Raw genomic sequence first — 14,956 nt, forward strand, 5'->3', positions numbered from 1 at the left:
ATCTAAAATCAAGCGAAATTATTTTAGATCTGCTACTACAGACCCGGCCGGCGTCACCGTGCGGCGCATCGACGAGGGGACCGCGCCCCGGTTCCGGCTCCGCGGAACCGAACGGCGGGAGTCCCCGCAGAGCTTAGAACCAGCACAGCTCACAGCACAGCTCAGAACCAGCACAGCGGAATCGAGCGGACCATGGCCAATGAAGACATCGTGATCGTGGGCGGCGGCCTGGCGGGGGCCACCGCCGCCAAGACCCTGCGCGCGGAGGGCTTTTCCGGACGCATCGTGGTGCTCGCCGCGGAGGCCCATCCGCCGTACCTCCGCCCGCCGCTGTCAAAGGACTACCTGCTGGGCAAATCCGGCGAGGACGCCCTGCCGGTGGTGCCGGACGACTGGTACAGCACCAACGACGTCGACCTGCGGCTCGGGGCCCGGGCCGCAGAACTGGACACGGCCGCCCGTGTGTTGGTCCTGGACGACGGCAGCCGGCTGGAGTACACGTCGTTGCTGCTCGCGACCGGGGCGCGCCCGCGCAGCATCCCGCTGCCGGGCGCCGGCCTGGCGGGGGTCAGCACGTTCCGCACGGTAGAGGATAGCCGCCGTCTCCGCGACGCCCTCGCCGGCGGCGGCCGGAACGTGGTGATGGTCGGCTCGGGCTGGATCGGGATGGAGCTTGCCGCAGCCGCGAGCAGCTACGGCAGCACGGTCACCCTGCTGGGGCTCGAAGACGTGCCGCTGGCCGCGGCTGTGGGCCCCGAGGTGGGCGGCTTCTTCCGCTCCCTGCACGAGGCCCACGGCGTGCGCTTCCGACTGCCGGCCTCGGCGGCGGAAATCACCGGCGCCTCCGGACAGGTCACTGGCGTGCGCACGGACAGCGGCGAAATCCTCCCGGCGGACCTCGTGGTGATTGCGGTGGGGGTGGTTCCCGAGACGGGGCTGGCGGAGGCAGCCGGCATCGGCGTCCGCAACGGCATCCTCACCGACGCCGCGCTACGCACCGGGACCGCCGGGATCTTCGCGGCCGGGGACGTCGCCAATGCCCTGCACCCCTTCACCGGCGAGCGCCACCGCAGCGAGCACTGGTCCAACGCCCTAAACGGCGGCAAGGTGGCCGCCCGGGCCATGCTCGGCGTCGATGCCGTGCTGGACACCATCCCTTACTTCTACACCGACCAATACGAGGTCAGCATGGAATATTCGGGCTTCCCCTCCCTCGCTTCCGGGTCCCCGGTCATCCGCGGTTCGCTCGAGGACAAGTCATTCATGGCGTTCTGGCAGAGCGAGGGCAGGGTGGTGGCCGGGATGAACGTCAATTGGCCCCGCGCCGCCAAGCCGCAAAAGGCGATCAAGGCGCTCATCAACGCGCGCACCGCCGTCAGCCCGGAGCTCCTCACTGACCCGTCGGCGCCGCTGGATCAGCTGTTGGATCAGCTCCCGCCGGAAGCCTGACGCGCAGTTTCACGGGCGACCGTGCCCGCGGTCTGGATGCTGGACTCATGGCCGGCCATGCCCGCCTGGCGTGCCCGGGCGTAGGCGCCCGGGAGCGCGGCAAGCACGGCGTCGACGTCGGCGTCGGTCGAGGAATGCCCGAGCGTGAACCGCTGCGCCCCCCTGGCCGCGTCCTCGTCCAGGCCCATGGCCAGCAGCACGTGGGAGGGCCTCGGAACGCCCGCGGTGCAGGCGGAACCCGTGGAGGATTCGACGCCGGCCAGGTCCAGCAGGAACAGCAACGAGTCGCCCTCGCAGCCCGGGAACGTGAAATGCGCATTGCCGGGCAGCCGCCCGGGACCGGGGGCGCCCCTCAGCACCGCCTCGGGAACAGCCTCCCGGACGCCGTCGATCAGCCGGTCCCGCAGGGCGGCGATCCGCGCCGCTTCCGGGGCGAGCCTCGCGGTAGCCGCTTCGGCGGCCGCGGCGAAGGCGGCGATCGAGGCGGTGTCCAGAGTGCCGGAACGCACGTCCCGCTCCTGGCCGCCGCCATGCTGCACGGGCGTCAGCTTGACCGCACGCCCCAGAAACAGGGCACCGACCCCCACGGGGCCGCCGATCTTGTGCCCGGAGACGGACATGGCATCCAGGCCGGTGCCGCGGAAGTCCACGGGGACCGAACCGAACGCCTGAACGGCGTCGGAGTGCACAGGCACGCCGGCACGGTGCGCCAGCTCCACGATGCGGGCGATCGGCTCAATCGTGCCGACCTCGTTGTTGGCCCACATGACGCTCACCAGGGCGATCGACGCCGGATCACGGGCCAGCTCCGCCTCCAGCACGGCCATGTCCACCACGCCGTCGGCGTCGACGGGAAGCCAGCAGACGTCGGCCCCCTCGTGCCGCTCGAGCCATTCAACCGTGTCCAGGACGGCGTGGTGCTCGACGCTAGAGCACAGGATCCGGGTGCGTGCGGGGTCCTCCGCGCGCCGGGCCCAGTACAGCCCCTTGACGGCAAGGTTGTCCGCTTCCGTGCCGCCCGAGGTGAAGATGACTTCGGAGGGATGGGCCCCGGCCGCGGCGGCCAGGGCCTCGCGGGCATCCTCCACGACACGGCGCGCCCGGCGGCCCGAGCCGTGCAAAGAGGAGGGGTTCCCGGTCCGGGCGAGTTCGCGCGTTAAGGCCGCCAGAGCTTCGGGAGCAAGGGACGTGGTGGCGGCATGATCCAGATATACGGGCACACGCCAATTCTACCCGCGGCCCGGGTGGCAACGGGTGGGCTGTCAGGCGCTTGGCGCCCCGGCATACCCCGGCTCCGCGGCACCTTTCGGGACCGGTCCCCTTGCTCCACGACCGGTCACGACTGCTCCACGACTGGTCACGAAGGCAGGATCCGGGCACAGCATTGCCCGGGCCGCGCCTTCCCTTGCTCCCTGAGATCTTCGATGGCGAGCGCTTCCACCCGTCCGGGGTCGATCCCCAAAGCCGCGGAGGCGCCGCCAAGGAACGCTCCGTTCATCGCACAGACCACGTCCGCGTGGCCGGCAGCGAGGCGATGGAACGGGCAGTTCAACAGCAGCAGGCCCCCGGAGCCGTCGTCCGAGGGACAGTAGCCCTGACCCGCCAGGAAGCTGGCGAAAGGATCGGCACCGCCCGCGCCGCGGGTGGTCCCTGCCGCCGCGGCTGCCGGCTCGTCCCCCGCTGCCTCGATCGCCAACTCGCCTCCCGCCGCTGCGCCCGCGGCCAGGCCCCTGGCCCGGGCGGCCCGGAGCAGGGCATCGCGGGGCGATCCGCCGTCGCGGGTCGCGGCTTCGATGGCGGAAACGAGCAGCTCGGCGGCGAGGTCATAGTGGCGGTCCGGGACCGATGCTGCCACCTCGTCCACGGCGGACCGGTACAGCTTCGCCGGGCGTCCCGACCCGGGGCCCTCGCGCCCGCCAAGCTTGCGGAATTCAACGGCCAGCAGCCCATCCTTCACGAGCCGGTCCAGGTGGAAGGAGGCGGTACTCCGCGCAAGTCCCAGGGCCCCGGCGGCATCGTCCCGGCTGACCGCGTCGGAGGCTGAAGCGACGAAGTCAAACAGCCTCCTGCGGCTCTCGTCCCCCAGCGACGCGAGCGCAGCGAGCCGGCGGTTCCACGCAAGTTTGGTCATGAAGCAAGGATATCTCTAAAAACAAGAATCATTGCTAAATTGCCGTCGGGATTCTAAAATCTGAATATCCAACTTTAGAAGGAGCTTGACATGAAAGTTTCCCCAGCCCTCTCCAACCCTGCACGGCAGCTTGACGCCGACCGCCACCGCCAGGCCTTCCTGTTGCTACGGACGGTCTTTACAGTTGCGCCCATCCTTTTCGGCCTGGACAAGTTCACCAACCTGCTCACCGACTGGACCATGTACCTGGCCCCGGTGGTGACCTCGGTCATCCCGCTGCCGGCCCAGACCATCATGTACGTCGTGGGCGGGGTGGAAATCCTCGCCGGCGTGATGGTCGCTTTGCGCCCGCGCTTCGGATCGGCGCTGGTGGCCGCCTGGCTGCTGGGGATCATCATCAACCTGCTGATCCTTGGCAGTTTCTACGACGTCGCCCTGCGGGACTTCGGGCTGCTCGTGGGAGCGCTGGCACTGAACCGGCTGGCACCGGGCAGGACCGCGAAGGCGGCAGCGGCCGCGTAGGCCCCCGGGTCCGCTTCGCCAGAATTCGGTCCGCTGCGCCAAAACGCCGCCCTGCTGCGCCAAATTACGGTTGGCACCCCCGCGCCTGCCACAGGACGCGGGGGTCGACGGCGGCGGCAATCTTCATGCGCCGCGGCAGGCCAGCCGCCGGGAACCATCCCGGTACGCGCGCTCGTTGTTCCTCCAGCCGGTTAAACTGGCCACGCCGGGCGCACGCGAACGGTCCGGCGGTCCTTGTGCCGGCACCATCAACGAAAAGGATTTCTGTTTGACGCAGGGCAGCAGCTCGCATTACCAGGTCCTCAGGATCCCCGTGACGGCGACGGCGAAGGAGATCAAAGTGGCCTACCGGAAGGCCGCCCGGCTTGCCCACCCGGACCACGGCGGGGATCCTGCGGCCTTCCGCCGCGTCACCCTCGCCTATGAGACGCTCATCGACACGAAGCGCCGCGCGGACTACGACCGTTCCTACGGCGCCACACCCGGCGGCGCCTATTCGTCGCCCGCCGGGGACGAAGGGGCCCACTTCGACGCCCCGGCCGCGGGCAGCCGGGCGTCAGCCAATGTCCGCCGCCCGAACACGCCGCGGAACACCGCCGCGGACGCGCCGGTTTACGTCCCCCCGTTCGAACAGTTCGGCGGCGGCGGCGCGGTGCCGCTGATTCCGGCGGACGTGGCGCGGCAGCAGATCCACGGCGTGCCGCGCAAGCGCGGGATCTTCGGGGCCGAGGCCCGGATTCAGCGCGAGATGCGCACGGTGCAGCTCATCAGCCGGCAGATTCTAACCGCAATTCCGGCGGCCCGGCTCATCAACGGGCTGCAGTCCCCGGCTGACAACAGCCACATCGACCACGCCCTCCTGGCCGGCTACCGGCTGGCGATCATCGGTTCCATGCTGCTTCCGCCGGGCGCGTACGCCTGGAACGGCAGCACCCTGACCCACGGCGGACGCTCCGTCGCCCCGCCCCAGCTGGGCCACGTCGTGCGTCGGATGCAGGACATCTTTCCCGAACTCAACGTCACCGGCTGGGTTGTTGTCCACAGCACGGACGGCAATCTGCACCAACCGGTCATTGACCGGCACCGCCGCACTGCCGGCGGCCACGGCAGCGCCTACGGCGAGGGCTCCGGGCTTGTCGAGGTGGTCAACGCCGCCGGCCTGGTCCGCGGCCTCAAGCAGTTTCTTGGCTCGGGCCCGGCCCCCAACACCGTCAACGTTCCCGTGCTGGCCCGGCTGCTGCGCGGAATGCACTAGCTCCCCGGCCCGTCCTGCGGGCACGGGAGCCCGTCCGGCGGCCCGGCGACGCGACCCACACCGGCGGCTCGCTAGGATGGGAACGTGTTCCGCATCCTCTTCCACACCCCTGAAATCCCCGGCAACACGGGAAACGCCATCCGGCTGGCCGCCATTACGGGCGCCGAACTACATCTGGTGGAGCCCCTGGGCTTTGACTTTTCCGATGCCAAGCTCCGCCGCGCCGGCCTGGACTACCACGACCTCGCCGTCGTAACGGTCCACAAGGACATCGACGCGGCCTGGGCGGCGCTGAAGCCGGAGCGGGTCTTCGCTTTCACTGCCGACGGCGAGACCACCTACACGGATATCCGCTACCGCGCGGGCGACATCCTGCTGTTTGGCCCCGAATCCGTGGGATTGCCGGAGGAACTGAAGAATAGTCCGCAGGTGACGTCCCGGGTCCGACTGCCGATGATGCCGGCCCTCCGGTCGCTGAACCTGGCCAATGCGGCGTCCATCGCCGTCTACGAGGCCTGGCGCCAGAACGGGTTCGCCGGGGCCAAGCTGTAGCACGTCCGTTCCGGCGCCGGCGGCTCCTCCAGCGGCGGCTTTGTGTCCTAGCGGGGTCCCGGCATTCTGGCGGATGCCTCCGGAAATATCCCGCAGGCCCGCCCATCCAGGCTGCGGGCCGCACCGAATCACTTCTGAAGGCGGCCACACGAGCCGTCGCCTCAGCACGATACGGGGAGAAACCGGAAGGGAGCGAGGAGCGACGGGTGAGGACAGCGCACCTTCAGACACGCCCTGCCTATGAGGCAGCGGCCAACCACGCGTCGCATGCCGCAGTTCCTGGCCCGCGTTCGACGGCGGGCGCCTTATGCTTGGGAGTGATGGAAACTCCGAACGCCCCGAACCCCGGGCCTGCCGCACCGGCGGCCACCTCAGCCGACATCAACGGCCGGCTCGGCAGTCTGCTCGGACTGATTGCACAGGGTGACCAGGAGGCGTTCGCGGAATTTTACGGCCTCACCTCCAGGCGCGTATTCGGTATGGCCCGACGCGTCCTGATCGACGCAGAACTCAGTGAGGACACCACCCAGGAAGTCTTCCTGCAGGTGTGGCAGAACGCGGCGAAATTCAACGCCGCTGCCGGCAGTCCGCTCGCGTGGCTCATGACCATCTCGCACCGCCGCGCAGTAGACAAGGTCCGGTCCTCCCAGTCCGCCACTGACCGCGAGGCCAAGTACGGCGCCAACAGCCAGGAGATCGACCACGATTCCGTTTCGGACGAGGTGGGCAGCCGGCTTGAGGCGGAGGCCGTGGTCCGGTGCCTGGAGACGCTGACCGATACGCAACAGGAATCGGTGCGGCTGGCCTACTACGGCGGCCTCACGTACCGCGAAGTGGCCGAGCGGCTGAACGCAGCCGTTCCCACCATCAAGTCCCGCATCCGCGATGGACTCATCAGACTGAAGACCTGCTTGGGGGTGAGCTGAATTGAGTGACATGAACGCACACGAAGACAACCGCCTCCCCGGCGGCTTCACCGCAGACATCGCCACAGACCTGACGGCCGGCCGCGCCGTGGACCTCGCAGAAATCTACGCCCTCAACGCCGTCGACGACGCCGAGCGGGCCGCGATCGAGCACTTCCTCGCCTCAGCGGCGGCCGCGGACCGGGACGCCTTCAATGAGCGCGTCCGGCAGGCCCGGGAGGCCCTGGCCACCAGTTTCACCGCCGAGGAGGAGCCGCCGCCGGGGCTGTTGGACCGCATCATGTCCTCGTTGCCGGCGCAGACGGCAGGGCAGCCGCCCGCCGTCGTTCAACTCCCCGGCACGGCGCCGCACATGACGCCCGGTGCGCCGCATCCGTTACGCGACACCACCGAACTGCCCGTTGCGGACGAGCTCGGGGCAGCCCGCAAGCGCAGGGATGAACGCCGCCGCCCGCAGGGCATGCGGAACTGGCTTGTCGGCGTCGCCGCTGCGGCCGTGATCGCCCTGGGCGGCGTCGGCGTGAGCGCCTATGTGGCCAACCAGAACGACCCGCTGAACCAGGTCATGCAGGCCAGCGACGTCCGGCAGGCCACTGTCGATGTCAACGGAGGCGGTACCGCCACGCTGTCGATTTCCCCGTCCAAGGACGCTGCCGTCATCAAGATGAACGGTGTGCCGGCTCCGCCGGCCGGCAAGGTCTACCAGATGTGGCTGATCCCCAAGAACGGTTCGGCTCCGGTGTCGCAGGGCCTCATGGACGCCCAAGCCCTGTCCAAGCCGGCGATCGTCAAGGGCATCGGCTCCGCCGCCGCCCTCGGCATCACCGTGGAACCCGCGGGTGGGTCCGCGTCGCCGACCCTGCCTGCGGTGGCCGCCGCACCGCTGGGCGCATAGCCTAGCCTGCCGGCAGCACCGGCGCTGAAGGAGCGGCCCTGAGGCCGCAGCACATAGAGAAGCCGCCCCGGCCTTGAGTCTTCCTAATGGAGGAGTCAAGGCCGGGGCGGCTTTCTGTGCTGTTACCTAATTGCTGGGCGGGCCTAAATGACCAGCGAGAGAAGCATGATCAAGCCGAAGCTCACCACGGAGATCAGCGTCTCCATGACGGACCAGGTCTTGAACGTCTGGCCGACCGTGAGTCCGAACAGCTCCTTGACCAGCCAGAATCCGGCGTCGTTCACGTGCGAGAAGAACAGCGAGCCGGCGCCGATGGCGAGGGCGAGCAGCGCGGCGTGCGTCGGCGACAGCGAACTGGCGAGCGGTGCCACGATTCCGGCGGCCGTCACGGTTGCGACCGTGGCCGAGCCCGTCGCCAAGCGCAAGGCGACCGCCACGATGAAGCCAAGCAGCAGGACGGACATGTTGGTCCCCTCGGCCCAGGACTTCACGGAGTCCCCCACACCGGCCCCAATCAGTGTCTGCTTGAAGCCGCCGCCTGCGCCAACAATCAGGAGGATCCCGGCGATGGGGCCGAGGCTCGCGCTGATCCTGGAGGTAATCTTGGCGCCGCTGAGCCCCACGGCGTAGCCAAAGGTCACCATGGCCAGCAGGACGGCGAGGGTCATGGCAACCAGCGGCTGCCCCACAAAGTCGAAGAACATCCGGATGGCCGGCGCCGTCGCGGGGTCGGGCCAGATGATGTCCATGACAGCCTTGAGCAGCATGAGCATCACCGGGAAGAGGATGGTCAGCAGCGTGACAAGGAAGCTCGGCGGACGCTTGACGCCCTCCGTGTCCGCACCGTGCACGGTGTCAACACCGCCGGCAACGGCGGGCGCACCCACCGGCACCCACCGCGCGGCCAGGCGCGAGAAGAGCGGGCCGCAGATGATAACGGTGGGGATGGCGACGAGGATGCCGAGGGCAAGGGTGGTGCCCAGTTCAGCCTTGATGGCGCTGATCGCGATCAGGGGTCCCGGGTGCGGCGGCACAAGCCCGTGCAGCACTGACAGGCCGGCCAGCGCGGGGATGGCGATGCGCATGAGCGGCATCTTGGAGCGCTGGGTGACCAGGACGATCACCGGCAGCAGGAGCACGAGACCGATCTCGAAGAACATCGGCAGGCCGATGATCACCGCGACGAGCGTGATGGCCCAGACCAGCTTGTTTCCGGTGGCCTTGGACAGCAGGGTGTCCACCACCCGGTTGGCGCCGCCGGAGTCGGCGAGCAGTTTGCCAAGCATCGCGCCGAGGGCGATCAGCAGGCCGACTTCCTTCAGGACGCCGCCCACGCCGTCCTCGAAGTTGGCAATCACCTTGGCCGGCTCCACGCCTGCGGCGAGGCCGACGAAGCCGGAGCCCAGCACCAGGGCTATGAACGGGTGGAACTTGAACTTGGCGATCAGAACCACAATCAGTGCGATGCCAAGGCCCGCGACGATCAGTAGTTGTGTGTTGACGCCGGACCCGGCATCGACGGCAGCCGGAAGCTGCATTGGTATCAGAGATTTCACAAAAAGTCCTTGGTCGGCTGCGGAACGCGGGCAGGCTTAGGGCCTGCGTCAGGCAGCGGCGAGATTAAGTCGGGTGATGATTTCCTGTGCTTCTTCCGCCGGCGATGCGGAAACGGACAGGGCGATGAAGTCTTCGTCCGCCGTGGGCGCTTCGAGCGCCTCAAACTGGGACTCCAGCAGCGCCGGGGGCATGAAATGCCCGTGGCGGGAGGCCAGCCTGTCGGAGATCTTCTCCTGTGTCCCTTCGAGGAACACGAAGACCACTCCTTCGCCCCGCAGGATGTCCCGGTAGCGCTTCTTCAGCGCCGAGCAGGTCACGACGCCGGGAGTGCCGGCTTCCGTGTGGGCCCGGATCCAGCCGGCGATGCTTTCGAGCCAGGGCCACCGGTCCTCGTCGGTCAGCGGCTGGCCGGCATGCATCTTGGCCACATTGGATTCGGGGTGCAGGTCGTCGCCCTCGGCAAGGTCCCAGCCCAGCCGGCCGGCCAGCAGTCCCGCGACGGTTGATTTCCCGGATCCGGAGACGCCCATGATCACAAGCACGGGGTGTTGCGCAGTCTTCGCCATCAAAGTCTGCCTTCCATCAAATAAATATGATTTAAACAGAGGCCAGCTTATGGCAGAGGTGGTGCTCCGGCAACACTAGAATCCGGCGATGGTCCCCGGGCCGTTGACTGTGACGACGTGGAAGGCCTCGGCGCTCCGGCCGGCGGGAAGCCCGGCGCGCGTCCCGGTGCTCAGCATGAGGCCGCGGACCGTGCGTTCCATGGCGTCGGCGTCGGGGTGCTGGCTGACGTGGACGTGGACGGCGGCAAGCTTGCTTTCGACGTGGTCGGTGACGTCCACGAAGTGGTTTTCACGCTCTTCCGGCCCGGCGAAGAGCCACAGCCAGGGCAGCTTGTATGCGTCCAGCCCGGCCTCGGCCAGCTCCGGATACGCGAAGGGGTTTTCCAGGGCCGGGTACACGGCACGGGTCACCGCTTCCCCTACGGCCAGGTGGTCCGGGTGGCTCTTCTGGATTCGGTTCCAGTTGCGTTCCGGATGCATGGACACCACGACGTCGGGACGGAGCTGCCGGATCAGGCGGACCACCTCGCGCATCACCTCGTGCGAGGGTTCAAGGTAGCCGTCGAGCTGGTGCAGGTAGTGGATGTCGGTGACTCCCACCAGGGCCGCGGCGCGCTCCTGCTCCGCGACGCGCAGCCGCACGATTTCCTCGCGCTGCGCGGGATCAAAGCCGCCGGCATCGCCGTCGGTCATGATGCAGTAGCTGACCTGGACCCCTGCGGCGGTCCAGGCCGCGACTGTGCCGGCGGCGCCGAAATCGATGTCGTCAGGATGGGCCGCGAAACAAAGCACCCGTTCGATTCCGGGGGCCGCCGGATCGAACGGGCTGCGCGCCGGAGCGCCGGAGGTGTCCACGGGTCAGCCTCTGCGCTTCTTGATTTCTGCGGTCGCCTGCGGCAGCACGTGGAAGAGGTCCCCCACCACGCCGAAGTCAGCGATCTCGAAAATCGGAGATTCGGCGTCCTTGTTAACGGCCACAATCACCTTGGCGGTCTGCATGCCGGACTTCTGCTGGATGGCACCGGAGATGCCGGCAGAGATGTACAGCTGGGGAGAGACGGTCTTGCCGGTCTGGCCCACCTGCGCATCATGGCCGATCCAGCCGGCGTCCGTGGCGGCCCTTGAAGCCCCGATGGCAGCGCCCAGGGCGTCGGCCAGGTCCTCCAGCGGGCCGAAGTCGCCGTCGACGCCGCGGCCGCCGGCCACGACGATCCGGGCCTCGGCCAGATCCGGGCGTTCGCTGGCGGGCTTGTCCACACGGGCGGTGATCCGGGCGGCGGCCGCGGTGGCGTCGGCGGGGAGCTGGACCGTAACGCTGTCAGGCGCCGTGGCGGACACGGCGGGCGCGGGCGTGACACTGTTGGACTTCACCGTCAGCACGGAAACAGGCGTGGTGGCCTTCGCTGTGGTGGTGTAGGACCCGGCCAGCACCGACTTGTGGGCCGTTCCGCCAGGGTCCACGGCCACGACATCGGTGATGACGCCGGCGCCCAGCCTGATGCCGAGCCGTGCGGCGATTTCCTTGCCCTCCGCCGAATTCTCGGTGAGGATCACATTCGCGCCGGCCGCGCCGGCGGCCGCGGCCAGGAACGCCGCCTTGGGTCCCACGAGGTAGTCGTCGAGGTCCGCGGCGGACGGGCGGTACAGCGTTACGGCGCCGTAGGCCGCCAGGGTCGCGGCGGCCTCGTCCTGCAGTTCGCCGTTGACGGCGGCAGCGGTTTCGCCGAGGGAGCGGGCGATCGTGAGCAGTTCCAGGCTGGTCTTCGTCAGGGCCTGGCCGGGGTTGTCGATGAAAACGAGTACTTTTGCCATGTTCGGATATCCCCTTTAGAGCAGCTTCTGGGCGGCCAGGAACTCGACCAGCTGAATGCCGGCGTCGCCTTCGTCGGTGATGATGGTGCCGGCCGTGCGCGGCGGGCGGGCCTCGGCCGTCTGGACGTCGGTCCAGGAACCGGACCTGCCGACGTGGGCCGCGTCGACGCCGATGTCGGCAAGGTTCAAGGTGGTGATTGTCTTCTTTTTCGCCGCCATGATGCCCTTGAAGTTCGGATACCGGGGGTCATTGATCTGGTCGGTGACGGAGACGACGGCCGGCAGGTCGGCCTCAATGGTGTCCGCATGCGTGTCGCCGTCGCGGCGGGCGGTGAGCTTGCCGGCGTCGATCTCCAGCGACGCGGCGAAGGTTACCTGTGGAAGCCCCAGCCGCTCAGCGAGCTGCGCAGGGACCAGTGAGGTCTCGCCGTCGGTGGAGGCCATGCCGGTCAGGATGAGGTCGGCGGGGACGTCCGCGCCGAGGTGCCGGATGGCCGCAGCCAGCGCCAGCGATGTGGCAGCGGCATCGGAACCGGCCAGGGCCTCGTCGCTGAGGTGCACGCCTTCCGTGGCGCCGATCTGGAGCGACTTCTTCACCGCATTGACTGCCCCGGCCGGACCCATGCTCAGGGCGATGACCTTGTTGCCTGCCGCTTCGCCGCCGCGGGCCTCGATGAGCTGAAGGGCCGCTTCCAGGGCATATTCATCCAGTTCCGACAAGATGCTTTCGGAGCGGTCAACGGCGTTGGCCTCGCCCGTGAGGTGGCGGTCGAACTGCGCATCCGGGACGTGCTTGACCAGCACAATGATTTTCAGAGTTTCTTCCACTGTGTCTACAGCAGCCTTCCATGCGGGTGGATAGCCGCCCCTCGCGGGGTCATGGCGACGGAACGCCCGGCAGCCGGGCTGTTCCTAGCTAACCATATAGCCGCCGGCGGCAGCGGCCAGGGTTAACGCTTGTGTCAGCGCCGGCCTCGGCACCGCCTCCGCTGCCCAACTGATCCGGCACGCTGAACTGTCCGGCTGCCCTGGCCCGCTGACCTGCCCTGCTGCCGTGGCCTGCTGACCTGTCCCGCTGCCCTGTTCCGCTGGCCTGGCGTGCTGAACTGTCGGGCTGATCTGCCCGGCTGCCCTGTTCGGCTGCCTCCGGCGCGGTTTCAGCCCGGCGCCGGGACGCTGAAAAGCCGGGCCGCACCGTGAGGTGCTGCCCGGCTTTCTCGGGTTGCCCCGCTGTCGCTTCCGCAGGGCAGCCGCCGGGGGTTACTCCCGGCGGCTGCTGGACTGCGTCTACTGGTCTGCGTCTACTGTTCGGCGTCTACTGTTCGGCGGCTGCACCGAGGGTCACGTCGAGGTCCTTCTGCTGGCCGCCGCGCAGGACCGTGACCTTGACCGTGGCACTGGCGGGCTGTTCGCGCACCGCGGCGGTCAACTGGTTGGGATCGCTGATGGTCAGGTCCTGGAACTTGGTAACGACGTCGCCTACCTTGATGCCGGCCTTGTCAGCGGCCGAGCCGGGCTCGACCGTCGCGACCTCAGCGCCCACCGAGAAACCGGAGGATGACGAACCCGCGGCCTTCGCCTTCACGCTGACACCGAACTGCCCGTGAGTGGCCTTGCCGCTGCTGATGATCTCCTGGGCCACACGTTTGGCGTTGTTGATCGGGATGCTAAAGCCGACGCCGATGTTGCCGCTGCTGCTGGTGCCGGATGAATCCCCGCCGGCGGAGGCGATCGCGACGTTGACGCCGATGATTTCGCCCTTGGTGTTCACCAGCGCGCCGCCGGAGTTGCCCGGGTTGATGGCTGCGTCAGTCTGGATGACATTGATCGAAATGGATCCCTGGTCCGCGGTGTTCTGGGCCTGGCCGCCGCCCGGAGGCGCGAACTGGAAGCCCTGGTCGCCACCCTGGGAGTTGTCCGCACCGTTCTTGGGAGCGGCAGAGGACGCCACGCTGATGGTCCGGTTCAGGGTCGAGACGATGCCGTCCGTGACCGTGCCGGTGAGTCCGAGCGGCGAGCCGATGGCGACGGCGGTGTCACCGACGTTCAGCTTGCCTGAATCACCGAGTGTTGCCGGGACAAGTCCCGAGGCGTTCTCGATCTTGATCACGGCGAGGTCGGAGAGGGGATCGGTACCGACGATCTTCGCGGAATAGACTTTGCCGTCGCTGGTCCGGACTTCCATGGTGGCGTTCGCGGCCTTGCCGTCGAGGGTGACCACGTGGGTGTTGGTGAGTACATGGCCCTCGGTGTCCAGAATGATCCCGCTGCCGGTGCCGCCGTCGCTGCCGCTGGTGGCCTTGATGGTCACCACGCTCGGGGAAGCCTTGAGCGCGGCGGCGGAGATGGCGTTGACGTCTTCTCGGTTGTTGACGATCACCGGGCCCGCCTGGGTGGTGCTGCTCGTGGCGGTGGAGGCGCGGTCCGCCAGCAACGCGTTGCTGCCGGCGACCACGCCGCCGCCGATCAGGCCGGCGGCCACGATGCTCGCGATGAGGGTGGGGACCCCGAAGGCCGCCTTGCGCTTCGGAGCGTGGGCCGGGTCGTTCGCATAACCCGGCGCGGAAGCATAGGACGGCCCCGCCGGCGGCTGGCCGCCGGAGTATGCAGGGTAGCTGCCCTGGCCGTACGGTGACTGGCCGGACTGGGGCTGCCCGTAGGGCGACTGGCCGGACTGGCCTGATTGGTGCTGGGCTGATTGGGGCTGGGCCGACTGGACGTAGGGGCCGGCGGCCTGATCCGGGGTGCCAAACTGCTGGGTGTCCGCGGCGGAAGTCGGGGCAGGTGCAGGCTGGTGCTGCGGGTACACCGGCCGCGGCGCTCCGTCCTCGGCGCGGTCCAGACGGAGGGTCGGGTTTTCGGCTGCGGGGTTTGCGGGTGCCGCCTCCGAGGCCCGGTCCGCATGCGTCTGCGCTGAAGCAGCAGGCTGCGCCGGGGCGCCCTCCTGCGGTCCCTCGGGTTCCCGGTTCGGTGGTGTCGGCTCCGGTGACGCACCCGGCACTGGGTTCTCAGTCATGAGACTTCCTTTCATCCTCGTCTGCCTATAACTATGGACGCTCAGACTGATACTAGAGCGAACGTATGCTGGGAGGTTCCTGAACGGATGGACAGCGGTCCGTAGACCCATGTTTGCAGGCTTAAGCGCTTTTCGCTGGTGGCATATTCCCATTGGTGGACTGCCATTTGGGTGCACCATAGAATCAAATGGAATTGCCACAGCGACCTGCGGCTTTACATCTGCGTGGGGGCGCTGCTGCATTCTGTGACGGCTGGTTCGACCGAACCGGTCCC

14 protein-coding genes are annotated in these 14,956 nt (G+C 68.3%); 6 read left to right on the top strand and 8 right to left on the bottom strand.

Translation table 11 applies throughout. From position 1 onward, the window contains the following. The first annotated feature begins 192 nt into the window (after window positions 1–192). A complete protein-coding gene (locus C8D78_RS04940; RefSeq protein ID WP_120950805.1) occupies window positions 193–1,449 on the top strand; it encodes an NAD(P)/FAD-dependent oxidoreductase in 1,257 nt (418 codons plus the stop codon). On the opposite strand, the gene C8D78_RS04945 is transcribed toward C8D78_RS04940, so the two are convergent. Together C8D78_RS04945 and C8D78_RS04950 are read right to left on the bottom strand one after the other, a co-directional pair. Beyond that, entirely contained in the window at window positions 1,428–2,669 is a 1,242-nt protein-coding gene (locus tag C8D78_RS04945) for a cysteine desulfurase family protein (protein WP_120950806.1), read from the bottom strand. The two genes, C8D78_RS04940 and C8D78_RS04945, sit on opposite strands and share 22 nt — an antisense overlap. 137 nt (window positions 2,670–2,806) lie before the next feature. Beyond that, window positions 2,807–3,580, bottom strand: coding sequence for a helix-turn-helix domain-containing protein (locus C8D78_RS04950; RefSeq protein WP_120950807.1), 774 nt, complete (start codon window positions 3,578–3,580; stop codon window positions 2,807–2,809). 90 nt (window positions 3,581–3,670) lie between these two features. Between C8D78_RS04950 and C8D78_RS04955 the strand changes: the two genes are divergently transcribed. The 5 genes from C8D78_RS04955 (at window position 3,671) to C8D78_RS04975 (ending at window position 7,730) form a co-directional block, all read left to right on the top strand. Further along, the gene (locus C8D78_RS04955; protein ID WP_120950808.1) at window positions 3,671–4,102 is read left to right on the top strand and encodes a hypothetical protein; all 432 of its coding nucleotides are present in this window, start codon (window positions 3,671–3,673) and stop codon (window positions 4,100–4,102) included. A gap of 268 nt (window positions 4,103–4,370) precedes the next feature. Next, window positions 4,371–5,357, top strand: coding sequence for a J domain-containing protein (locus C8D78_RS04960; protein ID WP_120951707.1), 987 nt, complete (start codon window positions 4,371–4,373; stop codon window positions 5,355–5,357). Between the two features lie 84 nt (window positions 5,358–5,441). Then, the gene (locus C8D78_RS04965; RefSeq protein WP_120950809.1) at window positions 5,442–5,909 is read left to right on the top strand and encodes a tRNA (cytidine(34)-2'-O)-methyltransferase; all 468 of its coding nucleotides are present in this window, start codon (window positions 5,442–5,444) and stop codon (window positions 5,907–5,909) included. Window positions 5,910–6,229: 320 nt separating this feature from the next. Further along, a complete protein-coding gene (gene sigK, locus C8D78_RS04970) occupies window positions 6,230–6,835 on the top strand; it encodes an ECF RNA polymerase sigma factor SigK (RefSeq protein ID WP_120950810.1) in 606 nt (201 codons plus the stop codon). Window positions 6,836–6,845: 10 nt separating this feature from the next. After that, window positions 6,846–7,730: an anti-sigma factor gene (locus tag C8D78_RS04975; protein ID WP_120950811.1), complete on the top strand. Its 885-nt coding sequence runs from the start codon at window positions 6,846–6,848 to the stop codon at window positions 7,728–7,730. Window positions 7,731–7,873: 143 nt separating this feature from the next. On the opposite strand, the gene C8D78_RS04980 is transcribed toward C8D78_RS04975, so the two are convergent. From C8D78_RS04980 to C8D78_RS05005, 6 genes are all read right to left on the bottom strand, one after another. Continuing rightward, window positions 7,874–9,268, bottom strand: coding sequence for a GntT/GntP/DsdX family permease (locus C8D78_RS04980; protein ID WP_120950812.1), 1,395 nt, complete (start codon window positions 9,266–9,268; stop codon window positions 7,874–7,876). Between the two features lie 66 nt (window positions 9,269–9,334). Beyond that, window positions 9,335–9,853: a gluconokinase gene (locus C8D78_RS04985; RefSeq protein ID WP_120950813.1), complete on the bottom strand. Its 519-nt coding sequence runs from the start codon at window positions 9,851–9,853 to the stop codon at window positions 9,335–9,337. Between the two features lie 75 nt (window positions 9,854–9,928). Next, on the bottom strand, window positions 9,929–10,708 hold the full coding sequence (locus C8D78_RS04990) for a PIG-L deacetylase family protein (protein WP_120950814.1): 780 nt from the start codon (window positions 10,706–10,708) through the stop codon (window positions 9,929–9,931). Window positions 10,709–10,711: 3 nt separating this feature from the next. Next, window positions 10,712–11,665, bottom strand: coding sequence for an electron transfer flavoprotein subunit alpha/FixB family protein (locus tag C8D78_RS04995; protein ID WP_120950815.1), 954 nt, complete (start codon window positions 11,663–11,665; stop codon window positions 10,712–10,714). 15 nt (window positions 11,666–11,680) lie between these two features. Then, window positions 11,681–12,493 carry an electron transfer flavoprotein subunit beta/FixA family protein gene (locus C8D78_RS05000; RefSeq protein ID WP_425266673.1) on the bottom strand — a complete coding sequence of 271 codons (813 nt, stop codon included), beginning with the start codon at window positions 12,491–12,493 and terminating at the stop codon, window positions 11,681–11,683. 487 nt (window positions 12,494–12,980) lie between these two features. Next, the gene (locus C8D78_RS05005) at window positions 12,981–14,681 is read right to left on the bottom strand and encodes a S1C family serine protease (RefSeq protein WP_120950816.1); all 1,701 of its coding nucleotides are present in this window, start codon (window positions 14,679–14,681) and stop codon (window positions 12,981–12,983) included. Window positions 14,682–14,956 lie beyond the last annotated feature (275 nt).

The organism is Arthrobacter oryzae, from assembly GCF_003634095.1.
GTDB lineage: Bacteria > Actinomycetota > Actinomycetes > Actinomycetales > Micrococcaceae > Arthrobacter > Arthrobacter oryzae.

Coding starts and splice junctions, on each gene's coding strand:
- C8D78_RS04940 (WP_120950805.1), top strand. CDS start 193: ATGGCCAATGAAGACATCGTGATCGTGGGCGGCGGCCTGGCGGGGGCC.
- C8D78_RS04955 (WP_120950808.1), top strand. CDS start 3,671: ATGAAAGTTTCCCCAGCCCTCTCCAACCCTGCACGGCAGCTTGACGCC.
- C8D78_RS04950 (WP_120950807.1), bottom strand. CDS start 3,580: ATGACCAAACTTGCGTGGAACCGCCGGCTCGCTGCGCTCGCGTCGCTG.
- C8D78_RS05005 (WP_120950816.1), bottom strand. CDS start 14,681: ATGACTGAGAACCCAGTGCCGGGTGCGTCACCGGAGCCGACACCACCG.
- C8D78_RS04975 (WP_120950811.1), top strand. CDS start 6,846: ATGAACGCACACGAAGACAACCGCCTCCCCGGCGGCTTCACCGCAGAC.
- C8D78_RS04995 (WP_120950815.1), bottom strand. CDS start 11,665: ATGGCAAAAGTACTCGTTTTCATCGACAACCCCGGCCAGGCCCTGACG.
- C8D78_RS04985 (WP_120950813.1), bottom strand. CDS start 9,853: ATGGCGAAGACTGCGCAACACCCCGTGCTTGTGATCATGGGCGTCTCC.
- sigK (WP_120950810.1), top strand. CDS start 6,230: ATGGAAACTCCGAACGCCCCGAACCCCGGGCCTGCCGCACCGGCGGCC.
- C8D78_RS04980 (WP_120950812.1), bottom strand. CDS start 9,268: ATGCAGCTTCCGGCTGCCGTCGATGCCGGGTCCGGCGTCAACACACAA.